The following is an 18,776-nucleotide window of genomic DNA, read 5'->3' as shown; positions in this document are numbered from 1 at the left end:
GCGGCCATAAGAATGGCCGCGCCCCTCTTTCATTGCCCTGTTTGTTTCTAGTAGCCGTGATGGTGGAGCAGGAACACTACCACCGAGGCGATGAGGCAGTAGATGCCGAAGAGATACCACTTGCCGCCTTCGAGCCAGGCGCTGAGCCACTTCAGTGCGGCCAGTCCGGCGAAGAAGCTGAGCACCATGCCGATGAGGCTGGAGGTGAGGCTGGCGTGCAGGTCGATCGGCGCGCCGGTTGCGCTTGCTTCATGAGCGGCCTTAAGCAGGCGATGCGCTTCGGCCGCGATGACGGCAGGGGTCAGAACGACGGCCATCGCAAAGCTGAAGCGGTCGGCGCGTTCACGGCTGGCGCCCACCAGCAGGCCAGCGGAGATGGTCGTGCCGGAGCGTGAAAAGCCGCGGAAGGGCAGAGCCAGTCCCTGTACTGCTCCCATAATGCCGGCCTGGCCGAGGGTGATTTCGTCGCTGGAGCGCCCGAAGTTCGTGCGGTACTCGGCGAACTCCTCTTTGCCGCGCTCACGCAGGCCCGCGAACAGAATCAGCAGACCGGCCGCGAAGAGTGCGTAGGCGATCAGGTCCAGACGCGAGAAGAGAAGCTCCAGTTCCGCCTTCTCCGCGCCGTGGAACATGACCTTCTCGATGACCTTCTTCAGCGGGTAGCCAACGGCGCCGGTCAGGACGGTCGCCCAGATCATGTTGACCAGGAAACGCTTGAAATTCTCCGCGCTGGTGAAGTAGGCGTCCTTCCACTGCTTCCAGAAGTAGACGATGACGGCGAACATGGTGCCGGTGTGCAGCATGACCAGCAGCAGGGTCATCTGCGGCGAGGACGGATCGAGGCCCATGAGCTTCTCGGCAACCACGACGTGGGCGGAGCTGGACACTGGCAGTAGTTCGGCAAGGCCCTGGACGATGGCCAGGAGAATGACTTTGAGAATGGGCATGCGCCGATTGTATCGGGGGCCGATGACAGGAAAAAGTATCGAAATGACGACGCGGCCTGAAATCGGCGGAAGCGCCTTCTTTTAGTGCGAATAGGCCGAGAACACCTCAGGTGGAACGGTAAGGAGCAGATCGTTCTGGTTCTGGAAGCTGATGACGATGTGCATGGATTTGCGCGAGTCCCAAGTGGCGCGCGAAAGCTCGTAGTGGAAGATCATCAACCCCTCCTGCTGCTGGCCGGGCGGGATGGCGACGTCGCGCCGCAGGGGCGCTTTGCGGGCGACCTGGGTGGCGGGATAGGCCACGAAGACCTTGTCGAAATCGGATTGCGAAACGTCGGTGCTCCGCTCCACGTTGTCCGGCAGTTCGACCGTGGACCACATGTCCTGCAGGAGGAGCGGCTCCTGCGAGCGGTTCTCGATGCGGACGTTGGCGAAGACCAGCATCTCGTCGAATTCCTCGGCCTGGCCGCCCAGTCCGTTGACTGAGCCCGGCGTGGCGAGATTGCGGTGAATCGGGTAAAGGCGGACGCTGAGCACCTCGCCCGCGCTGGCCGGAGCTTTGCGGCCATAGAAGGCATAGGCTGCGATGGCCAGTGAGACAACGGCGAACGCAACGAGGACGATGAGCAGGGAACGGCCGGTGCTTGAGTCTGCTGCCATGCAGGATGCCTTTCGAGTACACGAGGATTTTATCGTGTGACGAGTGCGTTACGGCCGTGCTGTAAATCAGCCTCGTTCCGTTACGAATCTTCTCGACATATCGCCGGACCGGAGTGGATACTGCCACCGATTCCCACCCTCCTGCTCTCTCGCTCGCGCCGCTGCCGGGGATCACGGCTGTCCGCGTATGCGCATGTCCCGCGAATGGAGAACTCATGTCTGGAGAACGCACGTCTGCTTCCTGGCAGAAAGACGCATTTCATATTGGCATCAACATGGCCGGAGCGGTCTCGGCGGGCGCGTACACGGCCGGGGTACTCGATTTTCTGATCGAAGCGCTCGAGCAGTGGCAGGCGCAGAAGGAAGCATTCCGGGCACATCTGGCCGATGAGAATGCTCCGGAGGAATTTGAAGGCGTGGCGCCGCTGCATGACGTGATCCTCGACTGCTTCTCCGGAGCCTCGGCAGGCGGCATGTGCGCGGCTATTTCGTCGGTGATGCTGCACTCCAGCTTCGACCACATCACGGATACGACGAAGACCGGCACCAACAATGTCTTCTACGAGGCGTGGGTCAACCAGATCGACATCCGCAAGCTGCTGGCGAAGGATGACCTGAAAGAGGGCGAGCCGCTGGCTTCTCTGCTGGACTCGACAATCATCGACCAGATTGCGGCAGAGGCACTGGTGCCGCGCGGGCCGGGCATCGCGCGTCCATATGTGGCCGATGACCTGACGCTCTTTCTCACGACGACGAATGTGCGCGGCATGACGTATCCGCTTTATGGCGACGCAAACGGATCGGTGAACGAATTCACCACGTACTACGGCGATCGCGTGCGCTTCGAGGTGGTGCGAGGCGCGATTGCACCCACGGGCGCCGATGCCTATCCGCTGCCGGTGGACAACGCGGGCGATACGGCGAGCTGGAGCTTTCTTCAGACGGCGGCGAAGGCCACCGGCGCGTTTCCGATGTTTCTCGCTCCGCGAAAACTGACACGCCGGGTGAGCGATTACCGGACGCCGCTCTGGTTTCCGGTGGGCGCGAAGGCGCCTGTGCCGTTGCCTTTGCCGGATCTTCCCCAGCCGCCCCCGACGACGGTCGACACCTTCAACATCGACGGCGGCGTAACGGATAACGATCCGTTCGAGCTTTCGCACGATTACCTGGCCTCGCGCAATCCGCAGGCGGAGACGATCGACTGTGTGACTTCGAACCCTCGCAGTCCGGAGAAGGCCAACGCGGCGGTGCTGACGGTGGCGCCATTTCCTACGCGGGAGCGGTTCGATGAGGGATTCTTCGAGCCGCCTCCGCTTACGCTCTTCGGCATGCTGGGGCGGCTGTTCACCGTGGTGATGTCGCAGTCGCGCTTCCTGGGCGAGTCGCTCTCGGTGCTCACCAGCGGCAGGGCCTTCAGCCGCTTTGTGATTGCGCCGTCCGACCCTGGAGAAAAAAAGCTTGGACAGGAAGACAAGGGACAGGAAGATCAGGATGCGCTGCAGTGCGGCACGCTGAGCGCCTTCGGCGGCTTCATGGAGCGTAGCTTCCGGGCGCATGATTTTTTGTTAGGAAGATACAACTGCCAGCGATTTCTCGATGTGCATTTCCGGTTGCCGGAGACAAATCCGGTGATTGCGGCTGGTCTTGTGGCGGCAGGGAAGTATGCTGGTGCGGTGCGGTCCAACTTCGCCGGAGCTGCGCCGCCCGAGGCGGACCCGGTGAGAGCGAAGAACGATCCGGAAGCGGTGAAGTGGCTGTCCATCATTCCGCTCGTGGGGACGGCGGCGCAGGAACTCGAACGGCCGCAGCGCGGGCAGATCAGCCGGGACGATGTGCACACCATTGCGGGGCTGGCGATGGAGCGGCTGCGCGCCATCAAGGGGCCGCTGCTTCACGGCGCTCCGGCAGCGGAATTGCTCGGAGGGGTGATCGATGCGATCTCGCTCTTTGAGAAGGGTAAGGTTGCGGAGCTGCTGGAGAAGGGGCTGGCGCCGAACGTAAAGCTGTAGTCGACGGATAGGGAGTGGGGATGGAACGGGTCCTGGGAGTGGCAATCGGCATTGCCGTGGTATGCCTGCTGTTGAGCATCATCGCTTCGCATCTGCAGGAGGTGTGGGCCTGGTTTACAGCGCGGCGTGCGGCCTCACTGGTGAGTGCCATCGAAAGCATGCTGGGCGGCGAGATCGCTCACGACTTCTTCCAGCATCCGTTGATCCGGACAATTTCCTTTTCGACGCCGAAGGTGACGGTAGCGCTGCACACCGGGAAGGTATCCCGCAAGAAGAAGGACGACGCGCCGAAGGCGAAGGCGTTGCAGCCCGGAGAAGACGATGCTGCTGCCGCAGGCGCACGTCCCACATACATCCCCGCTGCGCTGTTCAGCCGCGTGCTGGTGGCTGTTCTTTGCGAGAAGCACGAGATGTGCGGCGCGCCGGTGCGGAGCCTTGTCGCAAAGATCGAGAACCGCGACCTGAAGCGGCGTCTGGAAGCGGTGCTGGCCGGGACCGAGCAGCATGTGAGCGCCTCGACGCTGGCGCTCGAGCAGTGGTATGACGGCACGATGGACCGCATCAACGGGCTTTACAAGCAGAACACGCAGACCGTGCTGCTCTACATCGGCATGGCGCTGGCGGTGTTGTGCAATGCCAACCTCTTTTCCATTACGAAAGATCTATGGAGCTCGGAAGATGCGCGCACCGTGCTTACGACGACTGCGCAGATGTACAGCTGCAAGGACGCCGGGGGATGCAGCGAGCAGGACTATCAGCAGGCGCGCCGGGATCTGACCGGGACGCTCGAGAGCTACATCCCCGTCGGATATCACCACACCGGCGCCTATTGGGAGCACGTCGGAGATGTCTTCACGCATGAGGCGCGATGGAAGATACGTCTCGGCATCCTGTGGGGATGGGTGCTCAATCTGGCTGGCTGGGGGCTGACGGGAATCGCAGTCTCACTGGGTGCTCCGTTCTGGTTCGACGCGGTGAATAAGCTGGTGAACATCCGCCTGGCCGGCGACAAGCCGCCGCGCACCGAGCCGCCGGCGATCGGGAGCGTGCCGCCTGCTCCCGACAACATTGTGGTGACGCCGAAAGTCGTGACTTCGACGGTCAATGCCCCGGTGCTGAAGGTAGTTACGCCGCCGGAGGAGTAGACCAGAGTTCGTATCTTCCCACCCAAGCAGAGCTTGGATGGGACACCCACATTTTGGGTTTACGGGCGTGGGCGGAGTGCCGCAAGGAACGCGTCTGCCGGGAGCGTATTCAGCACATCGTCCTTTGTGAGCCATGCACGGCGGAGCTGACGGATGCCGTAGCGCATCTTCTCCATGTGGCTGGTGTGGTGGGAGTCGGTGTTCACGCTGATTTTGCAGCCCAGTTCCTTCGCCAGGCGCAAATCGCGGTCGCTCAGGTCGAGGCGGTCGGGATAGGCGTTATGCTCCACGGCGACGCCGAGCTCCGCGGCGCGACGCAGGACCGTGGGCAGGTCGATCTCGAAGGGCTCGCGGCGCAGCAGCAGGCGTCCGGTGGGATGGCCGAGGATGCGCACATACGGGTTCTCGATGGCGCGCAGCACGCGCTCGGTCATCTGCTCGCGCGGCTGATTGAAGAGCGTGTGGACGCTGGCGATGACCACATCCATCTGCGCCAGCGTTTCATCGGCAAGATCGATCTCGCCGTCGCCGAGGATGTCGACTTCGATGCCGGGGAAGACGCGGATGCGGCCTTCCATCTCGGCGTCGACCTCGCGGATGCGGCGAATATGCTCGAGGGCACGCGCGTCATCGAGGCCGTTGGTCATGGCCAGGTTTTTCGAGTGGTCGGTGATGGCGATGTAGGCGTAGCCGCGGGCCAGCGCGGCCTCGGCCATCTCGCGGATGGTGTTGCGGCCGTCGGTCGCGTTGGTGTGCATGTGCACGTCACCGCGGATATCCGACTGCTCGATGAGTGTGGGCAGCGTGCCTTTTTCGGCGGCCTCGATCTCGCCGTTGTTCTCTCGCAGCTCGGGCGGAATCCAGGCGAGGCCAAGCGCGGCGTAGATTTCTTCCTCGGTCGCTCCGGCGACGAACGAGCCATCCTCGACCTTTGCGAGCGCGTACTCGCTCAGTGTGTAGCCGCGCTTGAGCGCGCGCTGGCGGATGGTGACATTGTGCATCTTCGAGCCGGAGAAATACTGGAGCGCCGCGCCGTAGGAGCCTTCGGGCAGCAGGCGCACGTCCACCTGCAGGCCGCTGCGGAGGTTGAAGCTGACCTTGTTCTGGCCCTTGGCGATGAGGTTCGAGATGGGCGGATAGGCGGCGGTGTAATCGACGGCCGCCTGCACCTTGTCCTCGGCGCAGGCCGGTCCGGTCACGAGGATGTCGAGATCGCCGACGGTCTCGCGGCCGCGGCGCAATGAGCCCGCGGGCTGGATGGTGGTGAGACCGGGGAATTCGCGGAGATAGGCGATGAGCTTCTCCGCGGCTTCCTCGCCGGTATCGATCAGGAAGCGGCCGCTGTTTTTCTTGTAGTCCTCGATACCCTTGCGCAGCTTTTCGATCTGCTTCTCGCCGAAGCGCGGCAGGTTCTTGAGCTTGCCTGCGGCGATGGCGGCTTCGAGATCGTCAACGGACGAGATCTGCAGCGCCTCCCAGAAGAGCGCGACCGTCTTCGGACCCATGCCGGGGAGTTTCAGCAGTTCGAGCATGGTGGGGCGGTATTTCTGGAGCAGCTCTTCGCGCAGGGGAAGCGTGCCGGCCTTCTCGATCTCCTGCAGGTTCGCGGCCATGCCTTTGCCGATGCCGGGGATCTCCTGAAGCTTCTTCGCGTCTCCGGCGATGGCGCTGATCTGGATAGTCGTCGACTCGACGGCCTCGGCGGCGCGGCGATAGGAGCGGATGCGGAAGGGATCGCCGCTGCTAATTTCGAGCAGGTCGGCGGTCTCAGAGAGGAGCTGGGCGATCGAGCGATTATCCATAAGCGATAGGACTCCTGCACACAGCTAGAGTCCTTGCCATTATCGGGCATGAATGAGACGGTCGGAGCTGAGCGGGCTCAGCTCCGAAGGAAGCATTGGAATGTATCGGGGAGGGGCAGGGAGGATTTCAAAAAGAAAGCCCCGCTCGAGGTCGGGGTCATTTCTTTTGAGAATCGCGACGGGAAGACCGCAATGGGGCCGGTCAGCAATCAGAGGATGACTTCCACGTACGCTGAGGATTGCTCGGTTGGCGATGTCGCGCGATGTCCGCGGACCTTATTCGCCCGTGATGGTTCTACGCGATCTGCTCGGTGCGAGTGACCTGGTCCGCCTGCGGACCTTTCTGCCCCTGCACGATATCGAATTCGACCTCATCGCCTTCCTTCAGGCTCTTGTAGCCGTCGATCTGGATCGCACTGTAGTGCACGAAGACATCCGGGCCGTCATCCCGTCCGATGAAGCCGTAACCCTTCGCATTGTTGAACCACTTGACCTTACCCTTGTATTGAGCCACGAGCTATTGCCCTTCCTGAAAAGCAGATTCCGGTTGGGGAGTCGCCAACCTGCTTGATTCATAAAGACGCAACTCTTCGCTCTTTGGTTTTCCCCGAAACCGCCGATTGCTCAGCCGTATACGGGGAAAACCTCTAACTCTTTGTAAATGCGTGAGATCGCTTTCGTGCGCTCAAGCTTTCTTTCGAGCCTGCTTCATTCGGGCATACAGGAGCACGGAAAGAATCGTCTTGCCGTCCTCGATCTTGCCGCCTTCGATCAGGCGCAGCAGCTCGGACAGGGGAACGAGGAAGAGTTGAATGCGCTCATCGGCCTCGGGGGTGGCGTCGCCAAGGGTCAGGCCTTCGGCGAGATAGACCTGCATCCACTCGCCGAGGAAACCGGGGCTGGCGTAGTAGCGTGAGAGCTTGGTCCACTTCTTCGCACGGAAGCCAGTCTCTTCGATCAGCTCACGCTTGGCTGCGGCGAGGCGTTCTTCCCCCGCGTCCACCTTGCCGGCAGGCAGCTCATAGAGGAACTGTCCGGCGGCGTGGCGATACTGGCGCTCGACAACGACGTAGGGGTCTTTTTTGCTCTTCGATTCATCGACTGCGAGGATCACGACCGAGCCGTTGTGGCGGATGATGTCGCGCTCGACCGAACCAATGCCGGTTTCGAGGCCCGGCTCCTTGACCTGCTCCTTGAGAACGTTGAAGAGGGGTCCTTCATAAGCGACCTTGGAGGAGGTGACCTCGGCGGGCTTGCCCGACTTCAGCTTGAGGCTGCCCTTTACGGTGGTTACGGTCTCGGCTGGCTTCGCGGCCTTCTTTTTCGTCGCCATCTGCTCACTCCTGCGTTCGTTGGATGATTCCGTTCTTACGGTACCATCCTGTGGATGGCAGGGCATTTACGGGAAATGGCGATCGACGTCACGGTGGTGGGACCCGGCAACTGGGGCACCTCGCTGGACGCGGCACTGCGCGGCGCCGGTGTGCCGGTTGCCGAGGTCGTCGGACGGCGCGCAGTGAAGGGGCGTGTGGTGTCGATGCGCCGGGCGAAGCTCGACGCGCGGGTGATATGGCTGTGCGTGCCGGATGGGGCGATCCGCGAAACGGCGGAGGAGCTGGTTCGGCGAAGGCAGGATTTTTCTGGCAAAGATTTCTCAGGCCAGATCGTTGTGCATTCGAGCGGCGCGTTGACCTCAGAGGTCCTGGAGCCAGCCCGGAAGGCCGGTGCGCAGGTGGCATCGGTGCATCCGGTGATGACGTTTCCCACGCGCGACGTGGTACCGCTCGAAGGCGTGCTGTTCGGGATCGAGACAGCAGGCGCATCCACGCGGGGCAGGCTCGAAAGGCTCGTGAAGAAGATCGGTGGCCGGCCTTTTCGCGTGGACGGAAAGAAGAAGGCGCTGTACCACGCGGCAGGCACGATGGCTTCACCGCTGATCGTTGCGGCGCTGACGGCGGCGATGGAGACGGCGCGGCTGGCGGGTCTGGACGAAGCGACTGCGAAGCAATGGGTTGCGGCGCTGGCGGTGCCCACGGTTCACAATCTGGCCGCGCGCGGGCCGGAGAGGAGCTTCAGCGGGCCCTTCGCGCGAGGGGATGCGGGGACAATACATCTGCATCTTCAGGCACTTGCGGCGCATCCGATCCTTGCGGGAGTGTATCGCGCGCTGGCCGAGGAAGCACTAGCCGCGCTGCCGGTACGAAACCGCGAATCGCTGGCCGAGGTGTTGGCGGCGAACAACTTTGAGGCCGGCGAGGCGGACGGGGCGAAGCGCCTTCGTGAGAGACTGAAGCCGGCGAAATCAAGTGGGCGCAGGCAGGAGCAGTAACAAGTACGAGCAGCACTGAGGGAGAGCCGTAGTTTTGCACACCGAGTGTTATCCAATCTCGATCCTTCCCCGGCTCAGCCGGCTTTTCCTCGCATATGCCGAGCACCGTGAGCCATTGGCTCCGTATTACACGGCGACGCCCTGGTCGCGCGACTGGGCGAAGCGCCAGGTCACGGTGGACTCCACTGTGCGTGCAGGGATTGCCGATCTCCTGGAAGAGCAGAATCGCGGCTTTGGAGCCGGCGCAGAGACGCTCGCGAATATTGCCCGTCTGCGCGAGGGCGCGCCTGCGGTCGTGACCGGCCAGCAGGTGACACTTTTTGGCGGACCGCTGTTTACGCTGCTGAAGGCAGCGACGGCCATCCGCAAGGCACGCGAGGCGAATGCGGTGCCGGTTTTCTGGATGGCGACCGAGGACCATGACCTCGACGAGGCCGACCATGTTTCTTTCCCCACCAAGCATGAGCTGCTCAAGCTGAAGCTGGCGCACGAAGAAGGCTCGACGGCGAAGCCGGTGGGCGGCGTGAAGTTGGGTAGCGGCATCTCGGCGGTGCTCGAAGAGGCTGCGGGCTTGTTAGGCCCGTCCGATGTATTGGACGCGATCGAGGCCTCGTATACGCCGGATGCAACCTATGCCGAGGCCTTTGGCAAGCTGCTGACAAAGATCTTTGCCGGGACCGGTCTTGTTCTCATCGACGCTGCGTCGCGAGGCTTCCATGCGCTGGGCGCGCCGGTGCTGCGTGCGGGCATCGAACGCGCGGCGGAGCTGGAGACGGCTCTGCTGGAGCGCGGTAAACAACTCGAGGCGGAAGGGTATGCCGCACAGGTGCTGGTGACGCCAAACAGCAGCCTGCTTTTCCTGATTGATGAAAACGGCATGCGCCTGGCGCTGAAGCGCCGTGAGGGCGATGTGTGGACGGCGGGGAAGAAGAGTTACACCACTGCCGAGCTGCTGGCGATCCTCGTGGCCGAGCCTGAGCGGTTGAGCCCGAATGCGCTGTTGCGGCCGGTGTTTCAGGATTTCATCCTGCCGACGGCGGCCTATATCGGCGGTCCGGCAGAGATTGCCTACTTCGCGCAGTCGCAGGTGCTCTACGAGAAGATTCTTGGCCGCACCACGGCTGTGCTTCCGCGCCTGAGCGCGACGCTGGTGGAACCGGCGATTGCGGACGTCATGAAGCAGCATCAGCTCTCCGTCGACGACATCCTGCATCAGCGTCCGGAAGAGCTGGCCGGGCGGCTGGGCGCGCGGGCGATCCCGATCGAAGGTAAGCAGAAGCTGGCCGCGGCGGGGAATGCGCTCGATGCGGAGCTGAACGAGGTTACCGGGTGGATGACGAAGCTCGACGCCTCGCTGGGCAAGTCGGCGGGAGTGGCGGCTTCGAAGATGCGCTACCAGATGAACCGCCTGCGGCGGCTTGCGGCAAACTTCCAGCTGCAGAAGGAAGCGAGCCTGCGCAAGCACGTCGATGCGATGTATCTCGCGATCTATCCTGACCAGCATCTCCAGGAGCGCGCGGTGGGCGCAGCCGTGTTTCTGGCGAAATACGGGATGGAACTGGCTGCCGAGCTGGTGGAGCATGCGGCGCAGGAGTGCCCCGGACATCGGGCGATTTACTTGTAAGTCGACATGCCTCCTGTCGCACGGCTTCTGATTCTTGGCTGCCCTGGTGCCGGGAAGTCTACGCTCGCGCGGGAGATTGCGTTTGCCGGCAATCTCCCGGTCGTCCATCTGGATCAGCTTTTCTGGCAACCGGGTTGGGTAGAAACCACTCCGGCCGAATTCGATGCCCGGCTCCGGCGGGTACTTGCAGAAGAAGTCTGGGTAATTGATGGCAATTACCATCGCACTCTGGGCATGCGTCTAGAGAGAGCCGATGCCGCGATTCTTTTGGACTATTCCACGACAACCTGTCTGTGGAGAGCCATGGGCGAATTTTCTCGACACGAGGGCAGGTGCGGCCCGACATGGCTGCCGGATGTCCGGAAAGATTCGATCCTGCATTCCTGCGTTATGTCCTGGATTTTCGCAAACGACAACGCCCGCAGCTCATGGCCGAGCTGGAGCGGTTTCGGGGCCACAAGCTGATCCTGACTTCGCCGCGGGAGAGGGATCAGGTATGGGCTTTTCTTCGCTCATGACTCTTGCGGTCCTGACATCCCAGTCGCAGATCTCCGCTTCGCGAGACGGTGAGACCGTCTCGCTGTGGTCGGAATGACAGTTTTTCTTTAGAACAACAAGATGCGCTGACTACTTCGCTTCCCCAGTCGGAGGCGCGGCGCGGCGGCGACGTCCGCTGATGAGGTAGATCGCGGCGCGCAGTTCGAGCAGGGGATCGGCCGAGGGCTCGATGCCGTCGACACGCGGAATCGGGTCGAAGATGATGCGTTGCTGCTCTACCGCGTTGTCGGCAACGAGTGTATCGAGCGTGATCGTGCCAAGCTCGACGATCTCGCGGTCTTCGGGCCAGTGGATGGTGGCGTTGTCGGTCACATCGCCTTCATTCGCCAACTGGACGGCGATCCGGAAGGTGATCGGCCCCTGCTTCACGCGGGCTGCAATCTCCTCAAAGTGGTAATCGGCGGCCTTCGCCTTCGTTTCTTCTTCGGTGAGGTGGTGCACTCCGGCTCCCGGCAGGATGCGATAGCGACCGAAGCGCGACTTGCCCTCGGCATTGAAAAACTCAAACGCGGTCACGCCGAAGTAGTTGTCGGTGGCGAAGCTTTCCGGCGCGGGCTTGGGCGTCTGGATGAAGGTGAGCGTCTCAGGATGCTTGCCGAGGAAGGCCTCGAGCGGCGAACCGGCGGGGTTCTTCGGATCGCTGGCGACGACGGCGCGCAGGAACTCGAGGAATTCGGCTCCGGTGTGCGTGGGGAAGCCGTCGGTCGAGTGGCTGACGATGTCCGTGTGGACGTGCTCGGCGAGGTTGAAGCGGATGGCGAAGCCGCGCGGGTTGGCGTTGGGATCGCTGTCCGGAATAAGCGGCAGGCCGGTGGAGTTCGAGAAGCGCACGGTGACCGGTGTGGAGGGCCGCGCGATGTGTGGAGCGCGCGTCAGCGCCGAGGCTCCGGCAGCGGGCGTAAATGCGCCGGTAAGCAGGATGCCCTTGGCGTGCGCGGGGCGGAAGCCGGGATGCAGGCCGAAGATCTGGTCGAACTGCTGGATGAGGTCGTTGCTGAGGGCGAGGAGTTTTTCGTCGGTCGGGAGGGGCATGGCGCTCCTGGTTCGTGTCCGTGTTTGGGGGTGACGCGCTTCTATGATTGCGGTTGCAGAACCTTGGCGTCATGAAAATTATTCCGTCCCCTGTGGATAAGGCCCTGCGAGACATGATCCGGCGGGCGGCGATAGACTGAGGGATATTCGCCGGGCGGAAGAGCGCGGCGGCAAGGAGTGCATTCGAGCGATGAGCAGCAAGCAGCAATCTACGATCGAGGTAGCCTGCCCCGAGTGCGGTTCAATGATGAAGGTCGATCCGGCGACGGGGGCGGTGATCGCGCACACGCCGGCGCCGCGCAAGCGTACGTTCGAAGACTTCGAGACGGCGGCAAAGGCCATGCGCGAGCAGAACGAGCGTAAGGAAAGCCTCTTCCGCCAGTCGGTGGAGGCGCAGAAGAACAGCAACGACCTGCTCGACAAGAAATTCGCCGAGGCGCTGCGCAAGGCCAAGGAATCACCCGATACAGGCAAGCCGCTGCGCGACTTCGACCTGGACTAAAAGATTGAGACCGATGCCGTTTTCGACAGGCTGCCCGCGTGGGGCCTGCATCCTAGAAAGTTATGGCTATGGGGAATGGAATGAACCTGATGAAGCTGCCCTACAAGATCGATGCCAAAGTGCCTGAAGTCGTGAGTGAGTTTCCCTGGAGCCGCGCTGTCGCGGCCGGATCGCTGGTGGCGAGCGCCTGGCTGCTGATTGCCGGCAAGCGCAAGGCTGCGCTGGCTGTGGCTGCAGCCGGAGCGGCGGCCGCCGTGATCGAGAGCCCGGAGACGGCGCGCGAGATCTGGGAGAAGGTGCCCGGCTACCTGCGCGCAGGGCAGGACTTCCTCGTCCGTGCCGAGGACTTCGTGGAGGATCTGGCGAAGAAGGGCGAGAAGTTCCGCGAAACCCTGATGCGCTGACTGCTGCGTGCAGGGCGAACCGCCTTCGGCACGCGCTCCCGCTGGTCGCGAGGTTAGAGTTGTTTCTGAGGAAAGAGTTTGGATGGGGCACCTGTATTCTCGCGTGTTGAGCGAGAACCGCAGGTTCCTCCACTCCGCTTCGCCCTTTGGGCTTCGCTTCGGTCGGAATGACAGATGTTTTTATCTGAGCCCTGAGCTAAATCCCCAGCTTCTGGCGGCCTGCTTCGATGATGCGCTGTGGGGTCCAGGCTGGCTCCCAGACCAGCGTTACGCGGATGTCGCTAAGTTGCGGCATGCCTGCCAGCCGGTTGCGCACCTTTTCCAGAATCATCTCGTGCGCAGGGCATCCGGTTGAGGTCATGGTCACGTCGACCTCGGCGCGATAGCGCGGCGGCACGCCGGGGATGCCTGCGCCGGGTGCTTCGGTATCCAGGGCTACCTCGACACGATAGACCAGACCGAGTTCCACGATATTCAGCGGAACCTCGGGGTCGTTCACATCGCAGAGTGCGATGTAGATGTCATCCGCTGAAAACGTCGTCGCAACGTTGCTCATGTTCAGGCCCTGTCCTCGTGCAAATAATTCTCTGCGAAAGAAAACAGCCTCCGCGAGGAGGCTGTTCGTGGATCAGTGTGTGCGCTCGACCAGGTAGCGCGCCACGGCTTTGAGGCCGTCGGCTGCCGCGCCGTAGGGCTCAAGTGCGGCGAAGGCCTCGGCGATCAGCTGGTCAGCCTGACGGCGCGATTCTTCGAGACCGAAGACGGCTGGCCAGGTGGCTTTCACGCTGGCCAGATCCTTGCCGGCGGTCTTGCCGAGCTGCTCGGAGTTCTGGGTGACGTCGAGGATGTCGTCGATGATCTGGAACGCGAGTCCGCCCTTGCGTCCGAACTCGGTGAGGCGGGCCACGTCGTCCGCGTTCGCTCCGCCATAGACGCCGCCGGAGACGACGCTGACGCGGATGAGCGCGCCGGTCTTGGCGCGATGGATGGCGTCGACCGATTCGGCGGTGGGCTGCGAGCCCTCGCCTTCGATATCGAGCACCTGGCCGCCGATCATGCCGTCGACGGTGCCGATCGCATCGCTGACCAGCTTGATGATCTCGACGGTTGCGGGGGCGGGGCTGGCGAGGCGTGCGAGCGTCTGGAAGGCCAGCGTCTGCAGGGCGTCGCCGGCGAGGATGGCAATGGCTTCGCCGTAAACGACATGGCAGGTGGGCTTGCCACGGCGCAGATCGTCATTGTCGAGCGCCGGCAGATCGTCGTGGATCAGCGAGTAGGTGTGGAGCATCTCGATCGCCGCGCCGAGATCTGCAACGCCCGCGGGCAGCTCGCCGCCGCCCTTGCCGCGATTGTGGATCATGCGCGCGGCTTCCATCGCGAGGACGGGACGCAGGCGCTTGCCGCCGGCAAAGGTGCTGTGGCGCATGGCGCGGTGGATCGACGACGGCACCGTGTCGCCGGAGGGCAACAGACGTTCGAGTGCCTGATCGGTCAGCTCCACGCCGGATTCGAGAATCTCTTTTACCTGAACTTCGACTTGCATTCGACTCATTTTACCTGTTCGGAGTTTCTGGCTGCCTGTATCCGCAGCAGGACAGCTCCCATCAGAAGGACGAGGGAGATCAGCGAAAGGCTGCGGCCACCCCACATGTCTTTGGTCAACCCGTAGCGAACCTCGATTTCGGATCGCCCGGCGGGGATGGGAATGACCATCAGGCCGTCATCACGACGGGGTCTTTCGGTGATGGGCCGGCCATTCAGCACCACGTTCCAGGCAGGGTAATCCATGAGTCGCAGGACTGCGAAAGCCGGCGCAGGGCTATCGACCACCACGGATTTGTGCTCGCTTTGCCACCGATGTATGCGCACGCTTCCGGCCAGCGAAGGCGCGACTGGATGCCATTCGGGATTTTCGGCGATGGAACTGTCAGCGGTGTCCGAGGTGGCCTCGGGCAGGATGCGGACCTCGGGCAGGTTTTGCTGGATGTCACCGTTGTCGGCGGCCGTGGCCGTGTATTCGTCGGTGCCTTCGAAACCTTGCGCGGCGAAGGTGGCGAGCTGGGCGCGGACGTTGTCCTCGTCGTCGCAGGGCTGCCAGTAGCGCGTCCAGGAGAAAGCGGCCATCAGCAGCGCGAAGAGCAGCATGGCGCCGACGCGCAGAGTGAGGCTGCGACGGGTGCGGGCCTGCTGGCGAATGCCGAATCCAGCCAGAAGCGACAGGACCAGGCCGAGCACCAGCAGCCAGCGCCAGGGGAATTGCAGAAACTGCAGCTCGGGGACGTGACGCCAGGTGGGATCGCTGAAGGGCAGCAGCAGAACAGCGATGACGGCGGCCAGCAGCAGCAGCCCGCTGCGGAGCTTCGGCTGCTGGCGGCCCCGATGCGCTGCGACTGCAGTCGCGATGGTGGCCGCGAGCAGGGTGACGGCGATCCACGAGGCGGTGCGCAGCACCTGGTCATGGAAGGGCTCGCCGGTATGGCCGAAGAGGAAGCTGTCTTCGACGCGCATGCCGTCGCCGATAGCGCGGGAGATCTCGACCCAGCGCTGTTCGACGAGCGCGGGCAGCAGGTAAAAGCTGGCGAGGCCGAGACCCAGAGCCGATCCACCGGCGGCACGGCCGATCAGTCCCCAGCGGCGCTCGGTGATGGCCATCCAGCCGACGAGCAGGGCCATGGCGTAGCAGCCCATCACCGCGCCGGGGGCGTTGGTGAGCCACAGCGCGGCGATGGCCAGCGAGAGCTCCGGCACGGCAGCTTTCCTGCGCAGCGCGTAGAGCAGGACCAGTGGAATGGAGGCTGCGGCCAGTAGCTCGCCGTAGGCTGTGCGCTCATAGGCGACGAAGAGCGTGTACGGATTGAGGATGTAGAGGCAGGCGGCGAGCGTCGCTCCGCCCTCCGTCATCCATTCGCGCGCCATGCGGAAGCAGGCGACACCCATGGCCACCAGCGCGATGAGGGTGAAGGCGAGCGGGACCCATGTCCATGGCAGAACCGCGCCGAGCAGCGCGCCGAGCGCCCAGGAAAGCGGCGGATAGAAGACGAAGCGCGGCTCGCCTGCGCCGTAGTTGGGCGAAGCGGCCCAGTGCGGATAGGCGACACCCTCACGCCAGTGATGGACGGTCTCGATCCACGATTCGAGGTGGAAGTCGAAGTCGTGCCCACAGGAGACGCCGTGCCAGGCCAGCGGCAGCACGGCGATTCCTGCGCATGCGAGGAATAGCGACCGGCGGCTGCGGGCGGCGCGGCCAGCTGTTAACTGGCAGGCGGAGAAGTCGAGCTTCACGGCGTCAACCGCAGGGTGTGGGTGGTCTGCGCGGCGACTGCGCCGGAGGTGAAGGGCAGCGCGAAGGTCTTTCCGCCATACCAATAGGGCCAGTGGTCGCGGTAGTAGGGGCTCAGCGGATCACCGCTTTCGCCCATGACGATGTTCTCGGTCGAGGCGTCGGGATTGCTCCAGTCCATGGTGAAGCGCTGCGAGGGGCCGAAGCTGTGGCCCACCTGCTTCACGGTCGTCGTATCGCCGGACTGTGGCTGTTCGCCGGTGCCCGTCCAGTGCTTGAACCACGGCAGCATGCTGTAGAGCGGATGCGTGACCTCGACCGGATGCTCCGTGCCATACTTCCAGCTCTTCAGGTCGCCGAGGGGACGCTCCTCGTGGATGCCGGTACGCAGTACGTCGGCGAGGAAGTCGTTCCAGTTTGCGTAACCTGGCGGCAGCCATTCCGAGGGCTTGTGGTTGACCATCTGCTCCAGGGCGTAGCCGCTCTCAAACCATTCGTAGAGCTTCCAGTCGTCGCCGATGCGGGGCTTGAGCAGCATCGGCCAGAAGGACTTCTTCGCCGCTGCGATGATGGCCGCCGGAGCGGAGTCCGTGCCGACGACGCCATCCCAGCTGCGCAGCAGGTCGGCAGCCTCGCGCAGGCGGCTGTCGGTCTTCGAGGCGTGGTCGACGGCATAGGCGAAGCGCTGGGCCAGCTCCTGGTCGACTTCGGAGTAGACGTCGGTCTGGAGGGTGAGCATGTCGGCGGGCGTCATCTTGTGGTTCGCGCCTACCTGCCCGGCAAGCCACTTCCAGATGCGCTCGTTGCGGTAGGGATCGGCCCAGCCATCAGTGATGGGGATGGTGTAGTCGTCGGGCGTAATGCGGGCATTGGCCGTGGCCAGGATGCCGTTTGCCGGATCGAAGGCCATGGGGAGCTGCGCGAAGGGGATGAAGCCCTGCCATTCATGGTTGGCATCGCTGATGGTGGTGGACGCGATGCCCGCAGGGCGCATGGGGATGTTGCCGACGGCCTGGTAGCCGATGTGGCCCTGGTCGTCCGAGTAGACGACGTTCTGCGAAGGCGCGTACCAGCCGCTCATGGCGTGGCGGAAGTCGTCCCAGTTGGCGGCGGTGTCGAGGTCGAAGAGCGGATCGCCGCCGCACTTCGGATCGTAGATATTCCAGCGCAGGGCGATGGCGCGCTTCTCGTGCGGGACGAGCGGCGTGATGATGGGTCCGTGGACGGTGCGTGCGACGTCGACCGAGACATCGCGGCCGCCGCGCACGTGGATGACCTCGCGGTCATGCTCGAGCGGCTGCCAGCTGACCTCGCCTGTCGGCGAAACCGTGCGGTACTGGTCCTGGTTGTTGACCTGCTCGACGTAGAGGTCCTGCATGTCGGCGTAAAGCGCGGTGAATCCCCAGGCGATGTGCTCGTTGTGCCCGGCGACGATATACGGCATGCCGGGGATGCTGACACCGGCGGCGTGAAACCCGGGAGCGCCGAGGTCGAGCTCGTACCAGATGTTCGGGATCTGGTGGTTGAGGTGCATGTCGTTCGAGAGCAGCGGCTTGCCGGATGCGGTCAGCGCGCCGGAGACGACCCACTGGTTGGAGCCGGGAGTGCAGCCGGCGCATGCGGCACGCGATCCCTCCACCATGTCTTTCAGGTGCAGCAGGTCTTCGACTCGGCTCTGGCTTTCATCGAGCGGAACGTCGGGGATGATCTGGTTCGGCGCGGTGAGGTCGGGCTCGACCTGCGTGGGCGGATGATCGCGCCAGGATCCGTTGGGGTAGAGCGAGGCTGCCAGCGTGGGTCCGAGGCGCGCGGTGACGCGTTCGCGTTCGAGCTTCGTATCCCAGTGCTGATCGAGCATCTGCATCATGCCGACCATCACCAGAGCGGAGTCGACCGGCTGCCATGGCTTCGGTGAGTACATGAGCAGGCGGAACTCGGGCGAGAGATGGCCTTCGTTTTCGCGAATGAAGGCATTGACGCCGCGGGCGTAGTCTTCGAAGTAGCGGCGGTCGCGCGGGCTGAGGCTGGCGACGATGCGCTCTGCAGTTGGGCGGATCTGCAGCACGCGCTGCATGCGGTCATGGTCGACGAGGCGCGAGCCAAGGACTTCGGCGGCTTCTCCGGCAGAGACGCGGCGGGCCATATCCATCTCCCAGAGGCGATCCTGCGCGGTGATGTAGCCCTGCGCCTCGAAGAGGTTGTCGAGATTTGTGGCGTCGATGTGTGGCACGCCGTGCTGATCGCGGCGAACGGTGACCGGCTCGGAAAGGCCCGGCAGTGGAAGCGAGCCGTCGAGCTGCGGGAGTGCGGCGGTCATCGCGTGGCGCAGCCATAACCCGGCTCCGAGTACAGCCGCCGCTGCCAGCACCACCAGCAGGAGAATCAGAGAGAACAGGACGCGCAGCACAGGGCGCCGGCGCTTCACACGAACAGGCACGCTTCGACCGAGAGGCATTTCAAAAATATTGTCTCATCGGTCTTTGC

16 protein-coding genes are annotated in these 18,776 nt (G+C 63.4%); 6 read left to right on the top strand and 10 right to left on the bottom strand.

Features of this window, described 5'->3' with window-relative positions; translation table 11 throughout:
• Window positions 1–47: 47 nt before the first annotated feature.
• Together QM649_RS15570 and QM649_RS15565 are read right to left on the bottom strand one after the other, a co-directional pair.
• The gene (locus tag QM649_RS15570) at window positions 48–947 is read right to left on the bottom strand and encodes an undecaprenyl-diphosphate phosphatase (RefSeq protein ID WP_415199979.1); all 900 of its coding nucleotides are present in this window, start codon (window positions 945–947) and stop codon (window positions 48–50) included.
• A gap of 81 nt (window positions 948–1,028) precedes the next feature.
• Window positions 1,029–1,607 carry a hypothetical protein gene (locus QM649_RS15565; RefSeq protein ID WP_415199978.1) on the bottom strand — a complete coding sequence of 193 codons (579 nt, stop codon included), beginning with the start codon at window positions 1,605–1,607 and terminating at the stop codon, window positions 1,029–1,031.
• Window positions 1,608–1,822: 215 nt separating this feature from the next.
• Here QM649_RS15565 and QM649_RS15560 point away from each other — a divergent pair, with 215 nt between their 5' ends.
• Window positions 1,823–3,616: a patatin-like phospholipase family protein gene (locus QM649_RS15560; RefSeq protein ID WP_415199977.1), complete on the top strand. Its 1,794-nt coding sequence runs from the start codon at window positions 1,823–1,825 to the stop codon at window positions 3,614–3,616.
• 20 nt (window positions 3,617–3,636) lie between these two features.
• Complete coding sequence (locus tag QM649_RS15555; protein WP_415199976.1) at window positions 3,637–4,761, top strand: hypothetical protein; 1,125 nt, start codon at window positions 3,637–3,639, stop codon at window positions 4,759–4,761.
• Between the two features lie 59 nt (window positions 4,762–4,820).
• On the opposite strand, the gene polX is transcribed toward QM649_RS15555, so the two are convergent.
• The 3 genes from polX to QM649_RS15540 form a co-directional block, all read right to left on the bottom strand.
• On the bottom strand, window positions 4,821–6,563 hold the full coding sequence (polX, locus tag QM649_RS15550) for a DNA polymerase/3'-5' exonuclease PolX (protein WP_415199975.1): 1,743 nt from the start codon (window positions 6,561–6,563) through the stop codon (window positions 4,821–4,823).
• 295 nt (window positions 6,564–6,858) lie between these two features.
• Window positions 6,859–7,077, bottom strand: a complete 219-nt coding sequence (locus tag QM649_RS15545) for a cold shock domain-containing protein (RefSeq protein ID WP_129209379.1) — start codon at window positions 7,075–7,077, stop codon at window positions 6,859–6,861.
• Window positions 7,078–7,248: 171 nt separating this feature from the next.
• Entirely contained in the window at window positions 7,249–7,896 is a 648-nt protein-coding gene (locus QM649_RS15540; protein WP_415199974.1) for an NUDIX hydrolase, read from the bottom strand.
• A gap of 54 nt (window positions 7,897–7,950) precedes the next feature.
• On the opposite strand from QM649_RS15540, the gene QM649_RS15535 reads away from it, so the two are divergent.
• On the top strand, window positions 7,951–8,892 hold the full coding sequence (locus QM649_RS15535) for a Rossmann-like and DUF2520 domain-containing protein (protein WP_415199973.1): 942 nt from the start codon (window positions 7,951–7,953) through the stop codon (window positions 8,890–8,892).
• A 34-nt stretch (window positions 8,893–8,926) separates the two neighbouring features.
• The gene (gene bshC / locus QM649_RS15530; protein WP_415199972.1) at window positions 8,927–10,516 is read left to right on the top strand and encodes a bacillithiol biosynthesis cysteine-adding enzyme BshC; all 1,590 of its coding nucleotides are present in this window, start codon (window positions 8,927–8,929) and stop codon (window positions 10,514–10,516) included.
• Window positions 10,517–11,143: 627 nt separating this feature from the next.
• Here the strand turns inward: bshC and QM649_RS15525 are convergent.
• Complete coding sequence (locus QM649_RS15525) at window positions 11,144–12,106, bottom strand: catalase family peroxidase (protein WP_415199971.1); 963 nt, start codon at window positions 12,104–12,106, stop codon at window positions 11,144–11,146.
• 190 nt (window positions 12,107–12,296) lie between these two features.
• On the opposite strand from QM649_RS15525, the gene QM649_RS15520 reads away from it, so the two are divergent.
• Together QM649_RS15520 and QM649_RS15515 are read left to right on the top strand one after the other, a co-directional pair.
• A complete protein-coding gene (locus QM649_RS15520; RefSeq protein ID WP_415199970.1) occupies window positions 12,297–12,608 on the top strand; it encodes a hypothetical protein in 312 nt (103 codons plus the stop codon).
• 80 nt (window positions 12,609–12,688) lie between these two features.
• A complete protein-coding gene (locus tag QM649_RS15515) occupies window positions 12,689–13,012 on the top strand; it encodes a hypothetical protein (RefSeq protein WP_415199969.1) in 324 nt (107 codons plus the stop codon).
• Window positions 13,013–13,208: 196 nt separating this feature from the next.
• Here the strand turns inward: QM649_RS15515 and QM649_RS15510 are convergent, their stop codons facing one another.
• The 4 genes from QM649_RS15510 to QM649_RS15495 all read right to left on the bottom strand — a co-directional run bounded on the left by QM649_RS15510 (window position 13,209) and on the right by QM649_RS15495 (window position 18,747).
• Window positions 13,209–13,568, bottom strand: a complete 360-nt coding sequence (locus QM649_RS15510) for a metal-sulfur cluster assembly factor (protein WP_415199968.1) — start codon at window positions 13,566–13,568, stop codon at window positions 13,209–13,211.
• A gap of 72 nt (window positions 13,569–13,640) precedes the next feature.
• Window positions 13,641–14,555 (bottom strand): polyprenyl synthetase family protein, encoded by a 915-nt coding sequence (locus QM649_RS15505; RefSeq protein ID WP_415199967.1) that lies wholly within the window; start codon window positions 14,553–14,555, stop codon window positions 13,641–13,643.
• A 5-nt stretch (window positions 14,556–14,560) separates the two neighbouring features.
• The gene (locus QM649_RS15500; RefSeq protein ID WP_415199966.1) at window positions 14,561–16,294 is read right to left on the bottom strand and encodes a 6-pyruvoyl-tetrahydropterin synthase-related protein; all 1,734 of its coding nucleotides are present in this window, start codon (window positions 16,292–16,294) and stop codon (window positions 14,561–14,563) included.
• Window positions 16,291–18,747 carry a penicillin acylase family protein gene (locus QM649_RS15495; protein ID WP_415199965.1) on the bottom strand — a complete coding sequence of 819 codons (2,457 nt, stop codon included), beginning with the start codon at window positions 18,745–18,747 and terminating at the stop codon, window positions 16,291–16,293. Before QM649_RS15495 ends, QM649_RS15500 begins: the two co-directional genes overlap by 4 nt.
• Between the last annotated feature and the right edge of the window lie 29 nt (window positions 18,748–18,776).

The organism is Silvibacterium sp. (assembly GCF_047605705.1).
Lineage (GTDB): Bacteria > Acidobacteriota > Terriglobia > Terriglobales > Acidobacteriaceae > Silvibacterium.
This window is presented reverse-complemented; position numbering and strand designations above follow the sequence as displayed.

What these genes read in the sequence shown, in the direction of transcription:
- QM649_RS15570 (WP_415199979.1), bottom strand. Translation starts at nt 947, where the DNA reads ATGCCCATTCTCAAAGTCATTCTCCTGGCCATCGTCCAGGGCCTTGCC.
- QM649_RS15505 (WP_415199967.1), bottom strand. Translation starts at nt 14,555, where the DNA reads ATGCAAGTCGAAGTTCAGGTAAAAGAGATTCTCGAATCCGGCGTGGAG.
- QM649_RS15560 (WP_415199977.1), top strand. Translation starts at nt 1,823, where the DNA reads ATGTCTGGAGAACGCACGTCTGCTTCCTGGCAGAAAGACGCATTTCAT.
- QM649_RS15495 (WP_415199965.1), bottom strand. Translation starts at nt 18,747, where the DNA reads ATGCCTCTCGGTCGAAGCGTGCCTGTTCGTGTGAAGCGCCGGCGCCCT.
- QM649_RS15565 (WP_415199978.1), bottom strand. Translation starts at nt 1,607, where the DNA reads ATGGCAGCAGACTCAAGCACCGGCCGTTCCCTGCTCATCGTCCTCGTT.
- polX (WP_415199975.1), bottom strand. Translation starts at nt 6,563, where the DNA reads ATGGATAATCGCTCGATCGCCCAGCTCCTCTCTGAGACCGCCGACCTG.
- QM649_RS15520 (WP_415199970.1), top strand. Translation starts at nt 12,297, where the DNA reads ATGAGCAGCAAGCAGCAATCTACGATCGAGGTAGCCTGCCCCGAGTGC.
- QM649_RS15515 (WP_415199969.1), top strand. Translation starts at nt 12,689, where the DNA reads ATGAACCTGATGAAGCTGCCCTACAAGATCGATGCCAAAGTGCCTGAA.
- QM649_RS15525 (WP_415199971.1), bottom strand. Translation starts at nt 12,106, where the DNA reads ATGCCCCTCCCGACCGACGAAAAACTCCTCGCCCTCAGCAACGACCTC.
- QM649_RS15510 (WP_415199968.1), bottom strand. Translation starts at nt 13,568, where the DNA reads ATGAGCAACGTTGCGACGACGTTTTCAGCGGATGACATCTACATCGCA.
- QM649_RS15540 (WP_415199974.1), bottom strand. Translation starts at nt 7,896, where the DNA reads ATGGCGACGAAAAAGAAGGCCGCGAAGCCAGCCGAGACCGTAACCACC.
- QM649_RS15535 (WP_415199973.1), top strand. Translation starts at nt 7,951, where the DNA reads ATGGCAGGGCATTTACGGGAAATGGCGATCGACGTCACGGTGGTGGGA.
- QM649_RS15555 (WP_415199976.1), top strand. Translation starts at nt 3,637, where the DNA reads ATGGAACGGGTCCTGGGAGTGGCAATCGGCATTGCCGTGGTATGCCTG.